The 22074-nt window shown below is 69.6% G+C and carries 13 protein-coding genes; 6 read left to right on the top strand and 7 right to left on the bottom strand.

The genetic code is table 11. The annotated features are described in order from the left end of the window. Positions 1-32: 32 nt before the first annotated feature. Both HEP74_RS21280 and HEP74_RS21285 read right to left on the bottom strand, forming a co-directional pair. Complete coding sequence (locus HEP74_RS21280) at positions 33-1097, bottom strand: LacI family DNA-binding transcriptional regulator (RefSeq protein ID WP_185814560.1); 1065 nt, start codon at positions 1095-1097, stop codon at positions 33-35. Then, positions 1094-4159, bottom strand: coding sequence for a galactose-binding domain-containing protein (locus HEP74_RS21285; RefSeq protein ID WP_185816757.1), 3066 nt, complete (start codon positions 4157-4159; stop codon positions 1094-1096). The genes HEP74_RS21280 and HEP74_RS21285 overlap by 4 nt, the downstream gene beginning before the upstream one ends. Before the next feature lie 388 nt (positions 4160-4547). Between HEP74_RS21285 and HEP74_RS21290 the strand changes: the two genes are divergently transcribed. Together HEP74_RS21290 and plsB are read left to right on the top strand one after the other, a co-directional pair. Then, positions 4548-5492: a hypothetical protein gene (locus HEP74_RS21290; RefSeq protein WP_185814561.1), complete on the top strand. Its 945-nt coding sequence runs from the start codon at positions 4548-4550 to the stop codon at positions 5490-5492. After that, positions 5492-8164 (top strand): glycerol-3-phosphate 1-O-acyltransferase PlsB, encoded by a 2673-nt coding sequence (plsB, locus tag HEP74_RS21295; RefSeq protein ID WP_185814562.1) that lies wholly within the window; start codon positions 5492-5494, stop codon positions 8162-8164. Before HEP74_RS21290 ends, plsB begins: the two co-directional genes overlap by 1 nt. 140 nt (positions 8165-8304) lie before the next feature. Here the strand turns inward: plsB and HEP74_RS21300 are convergent, their stop codons facing one another. The 5 genes from HEP74_RS21300 to HEP74_RS21320 form a co-directional block, all read right to left on the bottom strand. Beyond that, positions 8305-8883, bottom strand: coding sequence for a DUF488 domain-containing protein (locus tag HEP74_RS21300; protein ID WP_185814563.1), 579 nt, complete (start codon positions 8881-8883; stop codon positions 8305-8307). Then, the gene (locus HEP74_RS21305; protein ID WP_003469862.1) at positions 8880-9074 is read right to left on the bottom strand and encodes a YdcH family protein; all 195 of its coding nucleotides are present in this window, start codon (positions 9072-9074) and stop codon (positions 8880-8882) included. Before HEP74_RS21305 ends, HEP74_RS21300 begins: the two co-directional genes overlap by 4 nt. A 165-nt stretch (positions 9075-9239) precedes the next feature. Continuing rightward, complete coding sequence (locus tag HEP74_RS21310) at positions 9240-10256, bottom strand: glycoside hydrolase family 43 protein (RefSeq protein WP_185814564.1); 1017 nt, start codon at positions 10254-10256, stop codon at positions 9240-9242. Positions 10257-10287: 31 nt separating this feature from the next. Continuing rightward, complete coding sequence (locus HEP74_RS21315; RefSeq protein WP_185814565.1) at positions 10288-11772, bottom strand: MFS transporter; 1485 nt, start codon at positions 11770-11772, stop codon at positions 10288-10290. A 177-nt stretch (positions 11773-11949) separates the two neighbouring features. Continuing rightward, the gene (locus HEP74_RS21320) at positions 11950-14889 is read right to left on the bottom strand and encodes a TonB-dependent receptor (RefSeq protein WP_185814566.1); all 2940 of its coding nucleotides are present in this window, start codon (positions 14887-14889) and stop codon (positions 11950-11952) included. A 492-nt stretch (positions 14890-15381) separates the two neighbouring features. Between HEP74_RS21320 and HEP74_RS21325 the strand changes: the two genes are divergently transcribed. The 4 genes from HEP74_RS21325 (at position 15382) to galB (ending at position 22056) form a co-directional block, all read left to right on the top strand. Continuing rightward, positions 15382-16692, top strand: coding sequence for an MFS transporter (locus HEP74_RS21325; protein ID WP_185814567.1), 1311 nt, complete (start codon positions 15382-15384; stop codon positions 16690-16692). Positions 16693-16791: 99 nt separating this feature from the next. After that, positions 16792-17772 carry an endo-1,4-beta-xylanase gene (locus tag HEP74_RS21330; RefSeq protein ID WP_185814568.1) on the top strand — a complete coding sequence of 327 codons (981 nt, stop codon included), beginning with the start codon at positions 16792-16794 and terminating at the stop codon, positions 17770-17772. A 58-nt stretch (positions 17773-17830) separates the two neighbouring features. Next, positions 17831-19249: a glucuronate isomerase gene (gene uxaC, locus HEP74_RS21335; RefSeq protein ID WP_185816758.1), complete on the top strand. Its 1419-nt coding sequence runs from the start codon at positions 17831-17833 to the stop codon at positions 19247-19249. 101 nt (positions 19250-19350) lie between these two features. After that, positions 19351-22056, top strand: a complete 2706-nt coding sequence (gene galB / locus HEP74_RS21340) for a beta-galactosidase GalB (protein WP_524540808.1) — start codon at positions 19351-19353, stop codon at positions 22054-22056. The last annotated feature ends 18 nt before the right edge of the window (positions 22057-22074 follow it).

Here is a 22074-nt window from a genome sequence, read left to right on the forward strand (position 1 = left end):
CAAACGGTGATGGCCAAACGCGATGGGCGGTGTCAGTCCATGGCGGTTCCTCGCTGGGCACTGGACGCACGGACGATCAGTTGCGGAGCGATATCGGTGGCGAGCGGGGCCTGTGCGGCGGCCGCGGCGGACTGCGGTTCCAGCGCAGCGATCAGCATCTGCATCGCGCGCGCACCGAAGCCGGCAATGTCCACCCGCATTGTGGTCAGCGCCGGGTGCACGTAGCGCGCCATCGGCACGTCGTCGAACCCGGCCAGGGCGATGTCGTCGGGCACGCGCAGGCCGGCGTGGGTGAAGGCGAACAGGCAGCCCAACGCCATCATGTCGTTGGCCGCGAACACCACGTCCGGACGCTCACCCTGCAGCAGCGCCTGTCCGGCGCGGTAGCCGGAGGCTTCGTCGAAGTCGCCCGGCAGCACCCGCGGCAGCGTCTGCGGACTGCGCTCGTGCAACTCGTCGCGGTAGCCGCGCAGGCGTTCGCGCGCGTCGAAGTTGTCGTCCGGCCCGGCGATGAAGGCGATGCGGCGATGGCCGCTGTCGAGCAGGTGGCGGGTCATCGCCCGCGCGCCGCCGTAGTTGTCCACGTTGAGCACCTGCGCGTCGGCGATGCGCTCGGCGCAATTCATCAGCACCGCCGGCAGCGTGCCGGGCAGCATGTCGGCGGCCTCGTCGGCGTCGGTGCTCAGATAGGGCGACATGATCAGCAGCCCGTCCACGCGCCCGGGCATGCGCCGCACTGCCAGCCGCTGCTCTTCCGGCTCGCCGTGGTAGCTGGACACCAACAGGTGCAGGCCGCGCTCGCGCGCGACCGTGTCGATGCCGCGGATCAGTTCGGAGAAGAACTCGCCGTGCAGGTCGGGCAACACCACGCCGATGGTGTGGGTGCGGCGGCTGCTGAGGCTGCGCGCGGCATGGTGCGGCACGTAGTGCAGGGTGCGCGCGGCTTCCAGCACGCGCGCGCGCACCGGTTCGGCCACGTGCTGGTGGCCGTTCATGGTGCGCGACACCGTCGCCACCGAGACGTTGGCCAGGCGCGCCACATCCTTGATGGTGATGCTGGCGCGCTGTTCCGGCGCGTGTGCGATGCGCGGATTCACCAGCGTGCCTCCAGGGTCCGGAACGGCTTGGCCAGCACGACGCCGGCGGCGTCGTAGGCGTCGATGCGCCGCCCGTCCACGCGCAGCTGCGCCGGCCGCGTGCGCGAGGGCCAGGCCACGCGCACCGCGGTGCCCGCGCGCAGGCCGCTGCCGAGCTCGATCCGCAGCGTGTCGCCGCGCTGGCGCGCGCGCATGCTCAACTGGCCGTAGGCGGTGGGCAGGCGCTGTACCGCCAGGCCCTCGCCCTCGACCCAGGCCGGCGGCGCGCCCGGCAGCAGCACCAGCGCGTCGTCGCCCTCGTGCATCAGCATGCCGAACACGGTGCGCGCGTACTCGGCGCCGATCCAGGTGTGCGGCATGTCGCCGAGGTAACGCGGGAAGCGCGGCCGCGAATGCACCACTTCGGCCAGCACCTGCCATTCGAACGGGCGGCGGTCGCGCAGCATGTCCTGCAGCAGTTCGTCGGCGACCTGCGGCTGGTCCAGGTGCACGTAGGTCAGCACGTTGCGCATCTCGTAGGGCGAATACGCCCACAGCGCGTTGGGCTGCTTGCGCTTGCGCACGTCGTCGAGATAGCGCGCGAAGGTGGTGCGCAGCGCCGGTTCCGGCAGCAGGTCCTGCTGGCCGGTGGGATCCAGCGCGATCGACACGCTGCTCGGATCGCCGTCGCCCAGGTCGGCCGCCGCGGGGATGAAGTCGGCGCCCTTCCACGCCATCGTGGCGCGGATCGAGGCGGCCAGCGAGGTACGCAGCGCGGCGTACTGCTCGCGCGCCCAGGCCGCGGTGGCCTTGTCGCCCAGCGACTCGGCCAGCCATGCGCCGTCGTGCCAGCCCTTCAGCGCCCAGTAGTCGTCCCAGTAGCTGTGGGTGGGGCTGGAATAGCCTTCGTGGCTGATCGATGGCGCCAGGATGCCGCGGAAGCGTTCCGGCGCCGGTTGCTCGCCCATGTAGCCCGGCACCAGGGTGCGCTCGCGCAGTTGCTGCATGAACTGCATCGCCAGCTTCACCTTCGGCAGGTAGGCGCGCACGCTGTCCGGGCCGCCATCCAGGCGCGCCACGTCGGCGACCAGGGTGATGTATTCGCCCTGGCTGTCGTATTCCAGGTCCGAGCCGAAGCCGTCGTTGACGCTGCCGTCGTCGTTGAGGATCGGCGACACCAGCCCGTTCGGGTGCACCGCGTGGTCGCTGTACCACTGCAGGTAGTCGCGCGCGACCTTGGCCTGGCCCATGCGCAGCAGGATCGCCGAGGTGGCCATGCCGTCGCGGATGAAGGAGCGGTTGTAGTTGCGCGGGCCGGGCTGCATCGCCGGGCCGGTCTGGTTGATCAGCATGTACGCGGCCTGCGCGCGCAGCATGTCGACCAGGCTGGCGTCGGGCAGGCTCAGGCCGACGTTGCCGAGCCGGCGTTGCCAGTCGGCGGACACGCGCTCGGCCAGTGCGTCGAAGCCGCGGCCGGAGTCGCGCGCATCGGCGCCGAGCAGCGCGGCGCGATCCAGCGCCGGTGCAGGTGGTAGCCGGCCCTGCGCATCGGCGCTGGCGGTACCGAGCGGGAACGCCAGCACCACGTCCTGCTGCGCGCCCGGCGCCAGCGTCACCGCGTAGTTCAGCATCGCCGCGGCCAGGCCGTCGGCGTCGTGCGCTGCGCGCTGCGCCGGCACGGTGCCGGCGGCGACATGGCGGGTGATCTCGGTTTCCCCGTGCGTGCCGAACGCCTCGGCGCCGGCGCCGCTGGGCGTGCTCAGCGATTCCAGCAGCAGGCGGCCGTTGACGAGCACCGCGGCGTCCTCGACGGCGATGTCGTGGATCGGCGACAGGCCGCCGTTCTGCCACGGCGGATTCATCTGCATCGGCCGCACCAGCAGCGACAGCGTGCCGCTGACCGGGCTGCTGCCGGTATTGCGCAGGCGGTGGCGCAGCAGCGTCACCGGTTGCCCGCCGTGTTCGATGGTGAAGGTCTCGCTGCGCAGTTCCAGCCCCGGCTGCGGCGACCAGCTCACCGACGGCATCGGCTTCCAGCCATCGCGCAGCGCATGCGTCAGCGCATGGCCGTCGGCGCCGGCGGCAGCGCCGGACGCATCGCGCCACAGCGGCTGCACCAGCGGCGCGCCCTTCCACGCCTCCAGGTTGCCGTACTCGTCGAAGATCGATTTCTGCCGCCCGGCGTGGATGCCGACGGCGGTCCAGTAGGTCTGCTGCATGTGCAGCGAGGCCGGGAACAGCGCGCCCTGGCTGCGCTGCGCGGCGACCTGGTAGCGCTTCATCGGCGTCATCACCGCCTTCGGCCCGAGCAGGCGCAGGCGCCGCAGCGCCGGTGCGGCGGCGCCGGGCGCGGCATCCACGCTCAGCCGCAGCGCGCGCGCCTCGACCGGCGCGGTGCCGGCCAGATAGGCGCTGTCGCTCTGCCCGGCCTGCGGATCCTCGGCCAGCGTGCGCCAACGGCCCGCGGCGTCCTGCGCCTGCAGCCGCGCCGCGCCATGCGCGCCGGCGAATTCGACGATCAGCCCGGCGCTGGCGAAGGCGCGCGGGAAGGCGATGTCCAGCTGCCGCGGCTGCGCGCCCTTGCCGGGCATGGCCAGCGCCGCGCCGCCTTGCCACAGCGCCGCCGCCGCATCCGCCGGCACGCCGCGCAGGCGCGCGCTGGCCGCTTCGCCCAGCGGCTCCATCTCGAAAATCGAGATGCCCCAGTCGGCGGTGCGTTCGGGACTGGCCAGGCGCAGGTAGCGCGCGCTACGCGGCGCGAAGAACAGCGTTTCGGTGCCACCCATCGAATCGGCCATGGTGTAGACCGTGTCCCAGCGCTGGCCGTCGCGCGAGGCCTGCAGCAGGAAACCTTCCGGATTGGCGCTGTCCCATTGCAGGCGCACGCCGCCGAGCCGCGCCTCGCGACCCAGATCGACCTGGAACCAATGGCCGGGACTGAACGCGCCGCCGGTGCGGGTGGTGGCATCGCCGTCGATCAGGTAACCGATCGCCTGCGCCTTGACCTGGCTGGAAGAACTGGACGCGCGCCATGCCTCGCGCGGCGGCAAACGGCCGTCCTGCGCGTGCGCGGGCAGGGTCATGGCCAGGCCACACAGGACGCCGGCCAGGGTCAATCCGCCACGGCCGATACCAGCGTGACACAGTGCGCGGAAGATTTCGGACATGTATCGCACTGGGACCCCCGTCCAGTACCACCTCGAGGCAAGGTGGGCGGACGGTAACAGCAACTGCAAGCGGTTACATGATGCGCCGCAACATTGCGTAATGTGGCGGCACACTGTGCGATACGCCGACATCGCACCGACATCGTTGTCTCGACCGGTCCGATCGGGTCAGGAATTGTCCCGATGCGACATCGGCATCCAGCCGCGGCAATCGCCACGACCGCACCGCCAGCGGCGCACGGCTTGCCCGAATCGCGCGCGCCCAGCAAGATGCGGAACGTTTTGGGGAACGAGCCAGCACCATATGTCGCCACGTCCGACCCGGCTCACGCCCTTGCATGTCGTTCCCGCGCTGCTGCTGGCCGCGCTGGCCCTGTCCGGGTGCAAGCGCAGCCCCGCCGAGCTGCCCGGCGCCAGCGCCGAACCGGCCGCGGCCGTGCGCGAACTGGCGCACACGCTGCAGCGCAACGACCTGGCCGGCTATGCCCGCGCCGCGGTGCCGCCCGCGCACTATCAACGGTTGCAGCAGGCCTGGAGCGAAGACCGCAGCCGCTGGCCGCTGACCCAGCTGCCGCTGGCCGAACGCCTGCCCGAGGTGCTCGACACGCTGTCCGCGCCGGATGCCGAACGCCAGCTGCAGCGCGCCTTCGACGCGCAGTTCGGCGGACAGACCGCGAGCCTGCGCCAGGCCGCGCACTCGCTGGGCCTGTTCGGCGTGCAATACCTGCGCAACCAGGGCGACTACACCCCGGAACAGCGCGGCCACTACGTGCAACTGGTGCAGGCGCTGAGCGGCTGGGCCGAACACGCGCCGCTGGCCGAGCGCAAGCGCGCGCAGGCGGCGATCGCGCAGCTCAGCGCCGCCGCGCGCCGCACCGGCCTGCGCAGCGACGCCGACCTGCGCGGCCTGGGCATGGAGCAGAGCCTGCAGCGGCTCGGGCCGTTCCTGGGCGAGCTGAAGACGGTGCTGGCCGGCTATGGCCTGGACCTGGACGCCAGCGCGCGCGAACTGCGCACGGGGCTGGTCAGCCAGCAGGGCGATCAGGCGGTGGTGCGCATCCAGTACCCGCTGGGCAGCGCGCAGATCGACACCACCGCGGTCCTGGTGCGCCGCCAGGGCCGCTGGTACCTGCGCGATACCCTGCACGAGGTGGACGCATTGCTGGCCGCCGCCGCGGCACCGCACACGGCCCCGGCCGAGGCGCCGACGGCGCCGCCCGCCGACTCCGCAACGCCGGCTAAGCGATAATGACGCCGATGCCAGAACAAAACCCCCTACCCTTCCCCGACGACGCTGCGGCTGCGCGCGCCTCGGACCCGGCGCACGCGCCCGCCTCCGCGACCGGTGGCGATGCCGCCGGCAGCGTGCCGCCGGCCACCGGCGCCGCCGCGCTGCCGAGCCCGGTGCTCGCCGCGCGCGCCGCCAAGCGGCCGCTGTGGGCGCGCCTGCTCGGGCGCGTGGCCGATCCGTGGCTGGGCCTGAACATCGAACCGGCCGAACCCGGCCAGTACGACGACGGCCGTCCGGTGGTCTACGTGCTGGAGGACTACGGCCTGTCCAACGCGCTGATCCTGGACAAGGCCTGCCGCGAGGCCGGCCTGCCGTCGCCGCTGGTGCCGCTGCCCGGCGATCCGCTGGGGCGCAAGCGCGCCTATCTGGCGCTGTCGCGGCGCAGCAGCAACAACGCGCTGATCCCCGAGCAGCGCGGCGCCAAGACCCACTCCGATTCGCTGGCCAAGCTGCTGCAGGCGCACCGCGAACGCCCGGACCTGGACATTCACCTGGTGCCGGTGTCGATCTTCGTCGGCCGCGCCCCGGACAAGCAGAGCGGCTGGTTCGCGGTGCTGTTCTCGGAAAACTGGGCGCTGGTCGGCAGCTTCCGCCGCCTGCTCGGCGTGCTGCTCAATGGCCGCAGCACCATCGTGCGCTTCGCCCCGCCGGTGTCGATGCGGCTGACGATCGAGGAAGGGCTGCCGCCGGAACGCACCGTGCGCAAGCTGCAGCGCGTGCTGCGCACGCATTTCCGGCGCATCCGCGAGGCGGTGATCGGGCCGGACCTATCGACCCGACGCCTGCTGGTGGACCAGGTGCTGGCCGCCGAACCGGTGCGCGAAGCGATCGCCGCGCAGGCCAAGCGCGACAACAGCAAACCGATGGACGCCTGGCGCAAGGCCCACGCCTATGCCTGGGAAATCGCCGCCGACTACTCCAGCCCGGTGGTGCGTTCGGCCAGCTTCCTGCTCACCCACGTGTGGAACCGCATCTACGCCGGCGTGCTGGTGCACCACCTGGACAAGCTCAAAGAGGCCGCGCCCGGGCACGAAGTGATCTACGTGCCCAGCCACCGCAGCCACATGGACTACCTGCTGCTGTCCTACCTGCTGTACGAACGCGGCATCGTGCCGCCGCACATCGTGGCCGGCATCAACCTCAACCTGCCGGTGGTCGGACAGTTGCTGCGCAAGGGCGGCGCGTTCTTCATCCGCCGCTCGATCCGTGGCAACGCGCTGTACTCGGCGGTGCTCAGCGAATACGTGGCGCAGCTGGTGGCCGGCGGCTACTCGATCGAGTACTTCGTCGAAGGCGGGCGCTCGCGCACCGGCCGGCTGCTGCAGCCCAAGGGCGGCATGATCGCGATGACCCTGCGCGCGTTCCTGCGCCAGCCGCGCAAGCCGGTGCTGTTCCAGCCGATCTACGTCGGCTACGAGAAGCTGATGGAAGGCAACAGCTATCTGGACGAACTCAGCGGCCGGCCCAAGGAAAAGGAATCGATCTGGGGCCTGCTGTGGAGCATCCCCAAGGTGCTCAAGCAGAACTACGGCCAGGTGGTGGTGAACTTCGGCGAGCCGATCGCGCTGAGCCAGGTGCTGGCGCAGCGCGCGCCGGACTGGGACGGCCAGCCGCTGGGCGAGGACGAGAAACCGAGCTGGTTGAACGGCACCGTCGATGCGCTGGCCGAGCAGATCCAGGTGCACATCAACGCCGCCGCCGACGTCAATCCGGTCAACCTGCTGGCGCTGGCGCTGCTGTCCACGCCCAAGCACGCGATGGGCGAAGCCGACCTGATCGCGCAGATCGAACTGTGCAAGAAACTGCTGGCCGAACTGCCGTACTCGGACCGGGTCACCGTCACCCCGCATTCGCCCGAGCGCATCATCGCCCACGCCGAGGAGATCAACGTGCTGACCCGCACGCCGCATCCGCTCGGCGACGTGCTCAGCGTCAACGGCGACAACGCGGTGCTGCTGAGCTACTTCCGCAACAACGTGCTGCACCTGTTCACCGCCTCCTCGTGGGTGGCGTGCTGCTTCCAGAACAACCGCCGCATGAGCCGCTCCGGCCTGCTGCGGCTGGGCCGCACCGTCTACCCGTTCCTGCAGGCCGAACTGTTCCTGCCGTGGAGCGAGGACCAGTTCGCCGAGCGCATCGAGCGCACCATCGAGGTGTTCGCACGCGAAGGGCTGTTGCTGCAGGTCAACGACGACGACGGCGGCGTGCTGGCGCGCAACACCGGGCAGACCGACGAGGTGTTCCGCCTGCGCGCGATCGGGCATTCGCTGCAGCAGGCGTTCGAGCGCTACTACATCGCCATTTCGGTGCTGGTCAAGAACGGCCCCGGCAAGCTCGGCGCCGGCGAACTGGAAAGCCTGTGCCAGCAGGCCGCGCAACGCCTGAGCCTGTTGTACGCCCCGGCCGCGCCGGAATTCTTCGACAAGACCCTGTTCCGCGGCTTCATCCAGAAGCTGCGCGAACTGAAGCTGGTGTGGCCGGACGAGAACAGCAAACTGATGTTCGACGAGCGTTTGGACGCATGGGCCAAGGACGCCAAGTTCATTCTTGGTCGCGAACTGCGCCATACGATCGAGCGGGTCAGCCCGGAAGCGGCGAAGCCGGAAGAGCCGGTGGTGCCGCAGGATTGAGCGGCTCCACCGCATGGTGCTTTTCTCGCCGCTAACGGCATATCTGTAGGAGCGGCTTCAGCCGCGACAGACACCACCCGGCGAGACCCTGTCGCGGCTGAAGCCGCTCCTACAGGGTGACAGCGTGCGGGTCGAATCGCTCAGCCGCCGAACAGATCGCCAGTGACCGGCCCGGCAGGCGCGACATCCGCCGGATACACCAGCTGCCCATTCGCATCGCTGCGCGCGGCGGGGTTGAGGACCGCCAGCTCCTGGCGCCTGGCATCGATCAGGTGGATCACCGGGTGGCCGTGGTGCAGCAGATGGTCGCAGACGATCTGGCGGTGGCATTGGCGCCAGTAGGCTTCCGCGCACATCACCGCGCACGCGCCGCGGCTGCCGAGGTCGCGCAGGTGGGCGAAGGCCTCGCCGAATTCGGTGCCCAGCGCGTAGTCGGCATAGTTGTGGAAGCTGACGCTGCGCCAATGGCCGTTGCGCTGCGGGTCGATGCCTGGCTGCTTGCCGCGGCGCCCGCCCAGCGCGCGGAAGTGCGTGTAGCCGATGCCGGCCGCGGCCAGACTGCGCGCCAGTGCGCTGCCGTCGAACTGCGGAAAGCGCCGCGAGGACGGAAACGCGCGCACGTCGGCCAGGTGCGCGATCTGCGCGCCGTGCAGGATCTCCAGGAACGCGTCCAGGCCACGCGTGGAGTGGCCGATGCTGAAGAACGTCGCCGCGCTCACGCCGGTTCGTCGGGGATCAGCAGGTTTTCCAGGCGCATGATGCAATCCTTGAGCTGCAGCTTGCGCTTCTTCAGCCGCTTGGCCTGCAGTTCGTCGTCGAGGTTGGCCGGGGTGCGCTGGATCTGTTCGTCGAGCGCACGGTGCTCGCGACGCAGGGCGTCGATGCGCAAGGAGATCTCGGCGGGCGTCATGTCTTCCACTAGGCCCGAGCATACACAGCAGATGGGGCTGCCGTCACCGTGCATGGCGACGGCAGCTGGATCGGCGGCGGCGCCCTGTCGGGAATCGCGAACCGGTGATCCGTTCCGGCGCGCCGGTCGCGGCCGGCTACGTGAACCGACCGGCCCGCGCCGTCCTCACTCCCCGTACGGATGGACCAGGGCGATGCGCCCCTGCGCGTCGTGCTGCAGTTCGGTGAGCTTGATCGAGCGCAGGTGGGTGACGCCGCCGGACAGCATGGCGTCGTGATAGAACAGGTACCACTTGCCCTGGAACTCGCAGATGGAGTGGTGCGTGGTCCAGCCGATCACCGGGCTCAGCAGCGGCCCCTGGTAGGTGAACGGGCCGTAGGGCGAATCGCCGATCGCATAGCACAGCAGATGCGTGTCGCCGGTCGAATACGACAGGTAGTAGCGGCCGCCGTACTTGTGCAGCCACGGCGCTTCGAAGAAGCGGCGCGCATGGTCGCCGGCCAACAGCGGCTGGCCGTGTTCGTCGACGATGCTGACCTCGCGCGGCGGCTCGGCGAACTGGGTCATGTCCGCGCGCAGCCGCGCCACGCGTGGGCCCAGCGCCGGCTCGGCATCGGCCGGTTCCTCGTGCGCCTGCGCGTAGACGTTGTCGCGGTACTTCTGCAGCTGCCCGCCCCAGATCCCGCCGAAATACAGGTAGTGCTCGCCATCGTCGTCGGCGAACGCGGCCGGATCGATCGAGTAGCTGCCGTCGATGGCCTGCGGCTCGGCGGCGAACGGCCCTTCCGGGCGCGCACCGATGGCCACGCCGATCTGGAAGATGCCGTCGGCGCGCTTGGCCGGGAAATACAGGTAGTAGCGTCCGTCCTTGCACGCAGCGTCCGGCGCCCACATCTGCCGCTGCGCCCACGGCACGTCGTTCACATGCAGCGCCACGCCGCAGTCCACCGCCGGGCCGTCGGCGCTGTCCATGCGGAACACGTGGTAGTCCTCCATGTCGAAATGGCCGCCGTCGTCGTTGAAGGCGATGCCGGCATCGATGTCGTGCGAGGGATAGATGTACAACGCGCCCTCGAACACGTGCGCCGACGGATCAGCGGTGTACATGTGGGTCACCAGGGGTTGCGAGATGGCCTTGCTGGCCAGCCTGCGCAGGTCTGCGGCATCGGTGTCGGCGGACATTGCGTACCTAGAGCGTGAGGGGGAGGAAGCGTCAGTTGCCGAGCGCGGCGGCCTGCAGGCGGCGCGTGTCCAGGTCGCGTTCGATGCGCGACTCCAGCGCCTTGTCGATCTCGTACAGGAACAGCAGCGCCACGCCGAGCAGGAACGGAATCGCGCAGTACACGCTGACCGCCAGGCGGATGCCGCCGGTCACCGCGGCGCTCTGCTGCGGCAGCGCGGCGTCGTAGCCGTAGAACGCGAGCAAGCCGGCGACCAGCGCGCCGCCGACGCTCAGGCCGACCTTCAGCCCGCACAGCATCGCCGAGAAGATGATCGCGGTGGCGCGGCGGTGGTTCTTCCACTCCGAGTAGTCGGCCACGTCGGCGATCATCGCCCACAGCAGCGGGATGGTGATGCCGTAGAAGAACCCGTGCAGCACGTAGGAGCCGAACACCAGGCCGATCGCCTGCGGCGGATACACCGCGAACGCCAGCAGGAACAGCGTGGACACCAGCAGCGCCGCGCCGAACACGTTGCGCTTGCCGTAGCGGTCGGCCAGGCGCTTGGAGCAGCCGATGCCGACGATCATCGCCAGGATGCCGCCGGCGCTGAACACGCTGAAGGCGGAGGTCGGCGCGTCCTGCGGCCAGTGCAGCGCGGTCAGCCCGGCGCTGGCGAGCAAGCCGTTGATGCTGGCGATGAACCCGTTGAACCCGGCCTGGTCGAGGAAGCGCGTCAACGCCGCCGCATCCAGGTAGTACTTGAAGTAGTACACGTACATGCCGCCCTTCATCGCCAGGTTGACGAACACCAGGATGGTCAGCGCCAGCATCACCAGCCACGGCTTGTTGCGGACCAGGTCGCCCAGATCCTTGCGCACGCTGGACGGTTCGGCGGCGATCGGCAGCACCCGCTCGCGGGTGGTGAGGAAGGTGATCAGGAAGCAGATCGTGCCGACCACCGCGAACAGCGCCATGGTGCGCTGGAAGCCTTGCGCCTTGTCGCCGCCGCCGAGGATCAGCACCAGCGGCAGCAGCAGCACCTGGATCACGAACTGGGCGATGGTGACCGCGAAGAAGCGGTACGCCGACAGGCTGTTGCGCTGCTCCATGCTGCCGGTGAGCACGCCGCTGAGCGCCGAATACGGCAGGTTGTTGGCGACGTAGATCAGCACCAGCAAGGTGTAGGTGGTGAACGCGTAGATCACCTTGCCCTGCTCGCTCAGCGCCGGGGTGCTGAAGGCGAGCAGCGAGATCGCGCCGAACGGCAGCGCGGTCCACAGGATCCACGGCCGGAACTTGCCCCAGCGCGTGCGCGTGCGGTCGGCGAGCACACCCACCAGCGGCGTGAACACCAGCGCGCCGAACAGGCCGACCACCGAGATCAGCGTGGCCGCGGTGCCGGCGGGGATGCGGTAGATGTCGGTGTAGAAGAACGCCAGGAACGTGATCAGGGTCTGGAAGATCAGGTTGGCGGCCAGGTCGCCCAGGCTGTAGCCGATCTTTTCGCTGAGCGGGAGGCGGTGCGTGCTGGTCATGGGCCTGGGAGTCGCGGGAGGAGCTTGCTGCCCTCTCCGCCGGGAGAGGGACCGGAGGACGAGGGTACGGCGAACGCGGAAGCAGGTGCAGCGGTTGCGGCGCGTCTGGCCGCAGGCCCACTGCCGGCCGCGCGCGCGGTGCCTCGCCGCAGCGGGGCACCGCGCCCGGCGCCAGGATCAGAACGAGCCGCGGATACCGAGCATGATGGTGCGTCCGGGCTGGTACAGGTCGTAGGTGGCGTTCGGATACTGGAAGGTGGTACGCAGCGGTTCGTCGGTGAGGTTGGTGACGTTGAGGGTGATCTGCGGCGCCGAGCGCATCCACGCCAGCGTGTAGCTGGCCGACAGGTCCAGCTGCCCGCGCGCGTCGGCCATCAGCCGCGCGTCGGGAATGCCGTTCTGGTTGGCGCCGGAAATGATCATGTCGTCGTTCCAGGCGTAGGACAGGCGCACCGAGGCGTTGTTCTTCTCCCAGTACACGGTGCCGTTCCACAGGTTCGGCGCCACGCCCACCGCCACCGCCTGGATGCCGTCGCCCTCGGACTCCTGCTTGACGTGGGTGTAGTTGAGGCTGAAGCCCAGGCCGTCGAGCAGGCGGTCCAGCGGCTGCACCCAGATCGCTTCCAGGCCGCGGATGTTGAGCGTGCCGTCGGCGTTGACCTGGGTCTGCACGTCCACGGTCGCCGCGTTCGGACCGCCGCGCTGGTCGATCGCGGCCTGCTGGGTCGCGGTCAGGTCGCTGTAGGCCACGCCCAGATCCTGGAACGGAATGCGGCGCACGCCGTTGACGGTGAAGCCGTCGATGCGCTTGTCGAACAGGGTCAGGCCGACGAAGCCTTCGCCGCCGGTGTACCACTCGCCGCCGATGTCCACGTTGGTGGACCGGTACGGCGCCAGGTTGGAATTGCCCTGGGTGGCGGTCTGCGCGGAGGGATCGCTGAAGTTGGTGTTGGGCAGCATTGCGCTGGGATCGGGCCGGGTCAGCGTGCGCGAGCCGGACAGGCGCAGCACCACGCTGTCGGCCACGTCCCAGGCCACATTGAACGAGGGCAGCAGTTCGTTGTAGTCCGAGTTCAGCACCTGGTAGCGGCGCACACCGCCGACGGTGACCGGGCCGCTGATGGTCTGGTCGGTGGTCACGTAGCGCACGCCGGCGTTGAAGCGCATCGACCGGTTCCACACGTCGGTCTCGGCGTTGGTCTCGACGTAGAAGCCCCAGTTCTTTTCCTCGATGCCGCCGGTGGAGGCGCCGGTGTTGGCGGCGTTGGTCTCCGGCGCGGCGGCGCTCAGGCCGTAGTAGCCGCTGTCGCGCAGGAAGCGATCGAAATCCACGGTGATGAAGCCGCCCTGGCCGGATTTCAGGTACGAGGCCAATGCCGATTGCGGGATCAGCGAGCCGGGGCCGCCGGTGCAGGTGGTGCCGGCGCCACGACACACCAGGGTCTCCCAGGCAGTGCTGTTGTCGAAGCCGCGGATGCGGCGCTCGGCCTGGTCGTAGGCGACGCCGACCTTGATGTTGCGCTTGTCCTCACCGAACTGCAGGTCGGCACGGGCGCCGCGGGTCTCGGTCTCGCGCTTCTCGTTGCTGATGTTGAGCCGGCCGCCGGTCCAGCTCCAGCCCAGGTTCGGATCGTTGAGGTCCAGCGGGCTGTCGATCGAGGGCTGGTCGCCACCGGTGTTGCTGTAGTCCACGGTGGTGAACGGCGAGGTCACCAGGATGCTCGGCGACTGCCGCTCCATCCAGCTGCGCGTGGCATTGGCCTGCACGTTGAGCTTGATGTCCTGGTTCGCGCCGAACAGCAGTTCGGCGCCCGGATTGACGCTCCAGAACTTGACGTCCTCGTGGTACGGACGCGCTTCCAGGAAATACTGGGCGTTGGTGAAGGTGGCCTCGGTAACGACGTTGTTGCCGTCCAGCTGCATGTCCAGCGGGATCATGTTCCCGTTGCGCCCGATCAGGTTCATGCTGGTCCGATCGGTGGTGCGCTTGGCCTTGGAGAACATCGTGTCCAGGTAGAAATGCGCGGTGTCGCTGGGCCGCCATTCCAGCGACATCACCGAGGCGTCGCGGTCGCGGTCGCCCTGCATCTGCACGCGGCGGCCCAGACGCGGGATCAGTGCGTCGCTGATCTGCGCGATGCTCAGGCCGGGGTTGTGCGCCAGCAACCAGGCGGCGTCGATGCTCTCTCCCGGAGTGAGTCCGGCGCCGGCGGTGACCGGCACGGTGTCGGGGATGCGCCAGTTGCCGCCGCCGTTGGCGTTGCACGCGGCCGGTTGGTTGGTCGACGGCGTGCCGGCCGGCGGCGTCAGCCCGCATTGCGCGTAGGTCAGGCCCGGATTGGTCCAGCCGATCGTCTCGAACCCTTCCACGCCGATCTTGCTGCGCACCGAGGCCACGCCGAACAGCGCGCCGAAGGTGCCGGCTTCGTTGGTCCAGCTGCCCATCACGGCGCCGCGCGGCGTGGTCTTTTCGCTGGTGCTGTTCCAGTCGCCCTGCAGCTGGTAGGTCAGATGCGTGCCGGGCCGATCGAACGGCCGCGCGCTGCGCATGTCGACCACGCCGGACACGCCGCCTTCGAGCATGCTCGCGGTCGGCGTCTTGCTCACCGTCAGCTGGGTGAAGAACTCGGTCGGAAACAGGTTGAGGTCGACCTCGCGGTTCTGGTTCTGCGCGTTGATCCCGATCGAGGCGGTGGCGATGCTGGCGCCGTTGAGCGTGGTCTTGGTGAAGCTGGTGCCCAGGCCGCGGATGGCGATGTTCAGGCCTTCGCCATTGACGTCGCGCGCGAGCTGCACGCCGGGGATGCGGTTGAGCGACTCGGCGATGTTCATGTCCGGGAACTTGCCGATGTCCTCGGCGAACACGGTATCGCTGAAGGTCACCGAATCGCGCTTGGCGTCGGTGGAGAACTGGATGCTGCGGCGGTAGCCGGAGACGGTGACCGTATCCAGTTGCTTCACCGCATCGTCGCCGGTCGCCGCGGGCGCTGGCGCCGCCTGCACCGCAGGGGCTTCTGTGGGCGGTGCGGTCTGCGCCCAGGCGCTGCCAGCGGCCATGCCGAGCAATGCGGTGGCCAGTGCATGAGACAACGTGGTGCGCGCGTAACTGTTCTTCACCGTGATCCTCCCCAAAAAACAGGCGACCTGCGGCTCCGTGCAGTGTGACGCGGAGCGACCAGCCGACGAATTGCCCGAGTGACGGAAAAACGTGCAGCGACTTCAAATGCCCATGCTTGGGCAGTGGCCGCGGATGTTAGCGCTACCAGGATGGCTGTCACGCTGCAGGGCAACATAAACCCGCTGCACACCGATACATTCCGGAAAACGTGCGCCTGGTATGGCGGATGCACGTCGCATATCGGCGTCGGCATCGCGTTCGTGCTGCTGTGCACGATGGATCGCCTGTGGCGGCGTGCTAATGATAGCGCTACCAAACGGCGGCGATCGCCGCGCCCTGTGGGGATCGAAGCGTATGCACCGAGCCGGGAACAGCGCAGATTACGTGCTGCATCGCAATATCCGACAACTGCAAAGATGCAGCGCCGCATACCGCTGCCGACCTCCGCAGTGCGGCGCGTGTATCCGTGTCGCCATGCCGGTGCCGCGCACATGATTCCCTCGCCCGGCGCCGATGCCACCGACACCGCCGACACCGCCACCGGCGCCCGCCTGGGGCGCATGCGCTGGCGCATCTGCGCGCTGCTGCTGGCCGCCACCACCATCAACTACATCGACCGCCAGGTGCTCGGCGTGCTGGCGCCGTTCCTGCAGGTGCAGATCGGCTGGAACGAGATCGAATACGGCTACATCGTCACCGCGTTCCAGGCCGCCTACGCGCTGGGCCTGCTGTGCAGCGGCGCGGTGATCGACCGCTTCGGCACGCGCGCCGGCTACGCGCTGGCGATCGGCATCTGGAGCCTGGCGGCGATGAGCCATGCGCTGGCCTCCACCGTCATCGGCTTTGCGATCGCGCGCTTCTTCCTGGGCCTGGGCGAATCGGGCAATTTCCCGGCGGCGATCAAGACCGTGGCCGAATGGTTTCCGCGGCGCGAGCGCGCGCTGGCCACCGGCGTCTTCAATTCCGGCTCCAACATCGGCGCCATCGTCGCCCCGCTGCTGGTGCCGGTGATCGCCAGCACCTGGGGCTGGCAGTCGGCGTTCCTGTTCACCGGCGCGCTCAGCGCCACCTGGCTGGCGGTGTGGTGGCTCAACTATCGCGCGCCCGAGCAGCAGCCGCGCCTGAGCGCGGCGGAGCTGGCGCATATCCGCAGCGACCCGCCCGAACCCATGCAACGCCTGAGCTGGGCGCAGGTGCTGCGCCACCGCCAGGCCTGGGCGTTCGTGGTGGCGAAGTTCGTCACCGACCCGATCTGGTGGTTCTTCCTGTTCTGGCTGCCCAAGTTCCTGCATGCCGAGTACGGGCTGAGCCTGCTGCAGCTCGGCGCGCCGCTGATCGTGATCTTCGTGCTCGCCGACGTCGGCAGCATCACCGGTGGCTGGATCGCCGGGCGCTTCATCGCCCGCGGCTGGAGCGTCAACCGCGCGCGCAAGACCGCGATGCTGATCTGCGCGCTGTCGGTGGTGCCGATCGTGTTCGCCGCGCGCGCCGACAACCTGTGGCTGGCGGTGGGCCTGATCGGCCTGGCCACCGCCGCGCACCAGGGCTGGTCGGCGAACCTGTTCACCCTGCCCTCGGACATGTTCCCGCGCCACGCGGTGGCCACCGTGGTCGGCATCGGCGGCTTCGCCGGCGCGGTCGGCGGCATGCTGATCGCCACCTTCATCGGCTTCCTGCTCGAGGCCACCGGCAGTTACGTGCCGGTGTTCCTGATGGCCGGCTCGGCCTACCTGCTGGCGCTGGCGCTGGTGCAATGGCTGGCGCCGCGCCTGCAGCCGGCACAGTTGGAAGACCATGCCTGATCGGGCCTGCCCAGCACATGCCGAAAAGCGCGCAAGCGCGAGCGTATCCGCATCCATCCGACACCGTTCCACCCCACTCTCCCACCGCGAGATGCCACGATGAAAACGATCGCATCGATCCTGTTCGCACTGTCGCTGGCCGTTTCCGCTGCGGCCGGCGCCGCGCCGCTGGCCGCCGGCAAGCAGCGCTTCCTGGGCAGCGCCTATGGGCCATCGCAGACGCAGGACTTCACCCGCTACTGGAACAAGGTCACGCCCGAGAACGCCGGCAAATGGGGCAGCGTGGAAGCGGTGCGCGGGCGCATGGACTGGAGCGCGCTCGATGAGGCCTACAACCTGGCCAAGCGCAACAACATGCCGTTCCAGATGCACGTGCTGATCTGGGGCAGCCAGCAGCCGCTGTGGATGCGGACGCTGTCGCCGACGGAGCAGCGCGCCGCGATCGAGCAGTGGTTCGCCGCGGTGGCGCAGCGGTATCCGGACATCGACCTGCTGGAGGTGGCCAACGAAACCCTGCCGGGCCACAATCAGCCCGACGACAGAAAAGACGACAGCGGCAACTACCTGCGGGCGCTGGGCGGCACCGGCAGCACCGGCTGGGACTGGGTGCTGCAGTCGTTCCGTCTGGCGCGGCGCCATTTTCCCCATGCCAAGCTGATGATCAACGACTACGGCATCACCAACAGTGCCGACGCCACGCGCCAGTACCTGCACGTCATCCAGCTGCTGCAGCGCGAGCGCCTGATCGATGCGATCGGCCTGCAGCAACATGCCTTCGAGACGCGGGCGGACGTGCCGATCTCGGTCCACCGCGCCAACCTCGACACGCTGGCCGCGACCGGCCTGCCGATCTACGTCACCGAACTCGACCTGGACGGCCCCACCGATGCGCAGCAACTGGCCGACTACCAGCGCGTGTTCCCGCTGTTCTGGGAACACCCGAGCGTGCGCGGGGTGACCCTGTGGGGCTTCCGCCGCGGCCTGTGGCGCGACAAGGAAGGCGCCTACCTGATCCGCGACGACGGCAGCGAGCGCCCGGCGCTGGCCTGGCTGCGCGGCTACGTGGCGAGCAAGCCGTAGCGCCAAGCGCGCTGCTTCCGACCATCATCATTCCACGACCCGCATCCCGCCCATGACCCTGTCCTCTCCCGCCCTGTCCCTGCATCCCGACCGCCTGCTGCCGCCGGAGCCGGGCATGCGCGCGATCGCGCGCCGCCTGTACGCGCAGGTCGCCGCGTTGCCGATCGTCAGCCCGCACGGCCACACCGATCCAGCCTGGTTCGCCGAGGATGCGCCGTTCGCCAACGCCACCGAACTGCTGCTGGTGCCCGACCACTACGTGTTCCGCATGCTCTACAGCCAGGGCGTGGACCTGGACGCGCTGGGCATCCCGCGCGCCGACGGCAGCCGCGCCGCGGTGGATCCGCGTGCGGCCTGGCGCGTGTTCGCCGAACGCTTCCAGCTACTGCGCGGCACGCCGTCGGCGCTGTGGCTGAATCATGTGTTCCACGAAGTGTTCGGCCTGCGCGTGCGCCTGGACGCGGCCAGCGCCGACCTGTACTACGACCACATCGGCGAGGCGCTGCAGACGCCGGCATTCCGGCCGCGCGCGCTGTTCGATCGGTTCGGCATCGAGGTAATCGCCACCACCGAGTCGCCGCTGGATCCGTTGCAGCACCACGCCACGATCCGCGCCAGCGAGTGGAACGGGCGGGTGATCACCGCCTACCGCCCCGACGCGGTGATCGACCCGGAACACGAGCAGTTCCCCGATGCACTGCACCGTTTCGGCGAGCTGACCGGCGAGGACGTGTATGCCTGGGACGGCTACCTGCGCGCGCATCGCCAGCGCCGCGCGTTCTTCGCGCAGATGGGCGCCACCTCCACCGACCATGGCCATCCCAGCGCGGCCACCGCCGACCTGCCTGCGGCCGAGGCGGCGCGGCTGTTCGCACGGGTGCGCGGCGGCGGCGCCAGCGCCGCGGATGCGGAACTGTTCCGCGCGCAGATGCTGACCGAAATGGCGGCGATGAGCGTGGACGATGGCCTGGTGATGCAGTTGCACCCAGGCTGCTTCCGCAACCACAACCGCAGCCTGTTCGCACGCTACGGCCGCGACAAGGGCGCCGACCTGCCGCTGCGCACCGACTACGTACACGCGCTCAAGCCGCTACTGGACCGCTTCGGCAACACGCCGGGCTTCACCCTGATCCTGTTCACCCTGGACGAGAGCACCTACGCGCGCGAACTGGCGCCGCTGGCCGGGCACTACCCCGCCCTGCTGCTCGGCCCGGCCTGGTGGTTCCATGACGCGCCGGAAGGCATGTGGCGCTTTCGCGAGCAGACCCTGGCCAGCGCCGGTTTCTACAACACAGTCGGCTTCAACGACGACACCCGCGCGTTCCTGTCGATCCCGGCGCGGCACGACGTCGCGCGCCGCGTCGATTGCGCGTTCCTGGCCAAGTTGGTCGCCGAGCATCGCCTCGACGAGGACGAAGCGGCCGAGGTCGCACTGGACCTGGCATATCGGTTGCCGAAGCGGGCCTACCGGTTGTGACAGCGGGTGCCGCCTGCGCCGACGCCGCATCGGCGCGCGAACCTGCGCGCACGGCCGGGGCGCTGCCCAGGCGCGCACGGCGACACGCGCTCGCACCGCTGCTGGCGCTGGCCTCGCTTGCCGCCGACGGCGTTGACGCAGCGCCGTCGCAGCAGTCGCCTTCCCCACGCGAACGGCTGTCGCTGGATGCCGATTGGCGCTTCCATCGCGGCGATGCGCCCGGCGTCGGCGACACGCTGGACTACGACGTGCGCCCGGACATCGAGCGCAGCGCCGACGGCAAGGTGGCCGATGCCCGCCCCGACACCGCCGCCGACCATGTCGCGGCACGCATCCGGCCGGTACTCAAGCCGTGGATCCTGCCCACCGGCAATGCCTTCATCGCCGACCCGGCGCAACGCCACCAGCGCCCGCCCGGCGACCCGGGCAGCGACGTGGCCTTCGTGCGCGCCGATTTCGACGACAGCGCCTGGACCCGCGTGGACCTGCCGCACGACTGGGCGATCGCCGGGCCGTTCCTGAAAGACGGTCCATATGGCGGCATGGGCCGGCTGCCGAGCTGGGGCGTGGGCTGGTACCGCAAGCGCCTGGACATTCCCGCCAGCGACCGCGGCCGCGCGGTGTTCCTCGACATCGACGGCGCGATGTCCTACGCCACGGTCTGGCTCAACGGCCACCTGGTCGGCGGCTGGCCATACGGCTACAGCTCCTGGCGCGTGGACCTGACCCCGTACCTGGTGCCCGGCGGCAGCAACCAGCTGGCGATCCGTCTGGACAACCCACCCGAATCGGCGCGCTGGTATCCCGGCGGCGGCCTGTACCGCAGCGTGTGGCTGAGCAAGACCGCGCCGGTGCATGTCGGCCAGTGGGGCACGCAGGTCAGCACGCCGCAGGTGTCGGCGCAGGCGGCGACGGTGCGGGTGGCGATGACACTGGACAATAGCGGCGACGCGGCGGCGCAGGTGCAGGCCAGCACCGCGATCTATGCACTGGATGCCGAGGGCCGCCGGCAAGGCGCGGTGGTGGCTAGGATCGCCGCGGCCAGCACCCGCATCGCCGCGCACGCCAGCGCCACGCTCGACGGCAGCGCACGCATCGCCAAGCCGCAGTTGTGGGGCCCGCCGCCGACGCAGAAACCGCACCGCTACGTCGCGGTCACCGAGGTGACGCAGGACGGCCGCGTGATCGATCGCTACGAAACCCCGTTCGGCGTGCGCACGCTGCGCTGGGATCCGGCGCGCGGCCTGCTGGTCAACGGCGAACACGTGCCGATCCGCGGCGTCAACAACCACCACGACCTCGGCGCGCTCGGCGCGGCGTTCAACCTGCGCGCTGCCGAGCGCCAGCTGCAATTGCTGCAAGGCATGGGCGCCAACGCGATCCGCATGAGCCACAACCCGCCCGCGCCGGAACTGCTGGAGCTGACCGACCGCATGGGCCTGCTGGTGGTCGACGAGATTTTCGACAGCTGGGAAATGAAGAAGACCCCGCTGGATTTCCACCTGCTGTTCGCCGACTGGCACGAGCCGGACCTGCGCGCGCTGCTGCGCCGCGACCGCAACCACCCGTCGGTGATCCTGTGGAGCGTGGGCAACGAAGTCGGCGAGCAATACACCGGCGAAGCCGGCGCGGCGATCGCACAACGCCTGCAGGCCATCGTGCACGAAGAAGATCCCACCCGCCTGGCCACCGCGGCGATGAACTACGCCGCGCCGGACATGCCGCTGCCTGCGGCGCTGGACGTGATCGGCCTCAACTACCAGGGCGAAGGCATCCGCGACACGCCGGAGTTCGCCGGCACCGAGCGCATCCGCAAGCCGCCGCAATATCCGCTGTTCCATGCGCGCTTCCCGCACAAGCCGATCTTCAGCAGCGAGACCGCCTCGGCGCTGAGCAGCCGCGGCGTATACCTGTTCCCGGTGAGCGCGGACAACAGCGTGCCGGTGCGCGACGGCCGCGGTGGCGATTCGGTTGCGCACCAGGTCAGCGCCTACGAACTGCACGCGGTGGATTTCGGCGCCAGTGCCGACAAGGTGTTCGCGTCGCTCGACACGCATCCGTTCGTCGCCGGCGAGTTCGTGTGGACCGGCTTCGACTACCTGGGCGAGCCTACCCCGTACTATTCCTCGCGCAGTTCCTACTCCGGCATCTTCGACCTGGCCGGCTTTCCCAAGGACCGCTACTGGCTGTACCAGGCGCGCTGGCGCCCCGAGTTGCCGATCGCGCACCTGCTGCCGCACTGGACCTGGCCGGGCCGCGAGGGCCAGGTCACGCCGGTGCACGTGTTCACCTCCGGCGACGAGGCCGAACTGTTCGTCAACGGCATCTCGCAAGGGCGCAAGAAGAAAGCGCCGCTGCAGTACCGGCTGCGCTGGGACGAGGTGGTCTATGCGCCGGGCGAACTGCGCGTGCAGGCCTACAAGGACGGCAAGCCCTGGGCCAGCGAGCGCGTGCGCACCGCCGGCCCGGCCGCGCGGCTGCAGGCCACGCCCAACCGCACCACGCTCCGCAACGACGGCCGCGACCTGGCCTTCGTGACCGTGCGCCTGCTCGACCGCGACGGCACTCCCGCGCCCACCGCCGGCGACCGGTTGCACTTCCGCGTCGAGGGCCCGGGCGAACTCGTCGCCACCGACAACGGCGATCCCACCGACCTGGAATCGTTCGCCGCGCCCGCGCGCAACGCGTTCAACGGCCTGGCGCTGGCGATCGTGCGCACCCTGCCGGGCAAGACCGGCACCATCACCTTGCATGTCGAATCGGACACGCTGCAGGCCGCCAGTACGCAGATGCGGGTGCAGCCATGAGCGGCGCGCTGGCCGGCA

Source organism: Xanthomonas sp. SS (genome assembly GCF_014236835.1).
Lineage (GTDB): Bacteria > Pseudomonadota > Gammaproteobacteria > Xanthomonadales > Xanthomonadaceae > Xanthomonas_A.

Coding starts and splice junctions, on each gene's coding strand:
- HEP74_RS21325 (WP_185814567.1), top strand. CDS start 15,382: ATGATTCCCTCGCCCGGCGCCGATGCCACCGACACCGCCGACACCGCC.
- HEP74_RS21315 (WP_185814565.1), bottom strand. CDS start 11,772: ATGACCAGCACGCACCGCCTCCCGCTCAGCGAAAAGATCGGCTACAGC.
- HEP74_RS21305 (WP_003469862.1), bottom strand. CDS start 9,074: ATGACGCCCGCCGAGATCTCCTTGCGCATCGACGCCCTGCGTCGCGAG.
- plsB (WP_185814562.1), top strand. CDS start 5,492: ATGACGCCGATGCCAGAACAAAACCCCCTACCCTTCCCCGACGACGCT.
- HEP74_RS21285 (WP_185816757.1), bottom strand. CDS start 4,159: ATGACCCTGCCCGCGCACGCGCAGGACGGCCGTTTGCCGCCGCGCGAG.
- HEP74_RS21330 (WP_185814568.1), top strand. CDS start 16,792: ATGAAAACGATCGCATCGATCCTGTTCGCACTGTCGCTGGCCGTTTCC.
- HEP74_RS21310 (WP_185814564.1), bottom strand. CDS start 10,256: ATGTCCGCCGACACCGATGCCGCAGACCTGCGCAGGCTGGCCAGCAAG.
- HEP74_RS21290 (WP_185814561.1), top strand. CDS start 4,548: ATGTCGCCACGTCCGACCCGGCTCACGCCCTTGCATGTCGTTCCCGCG.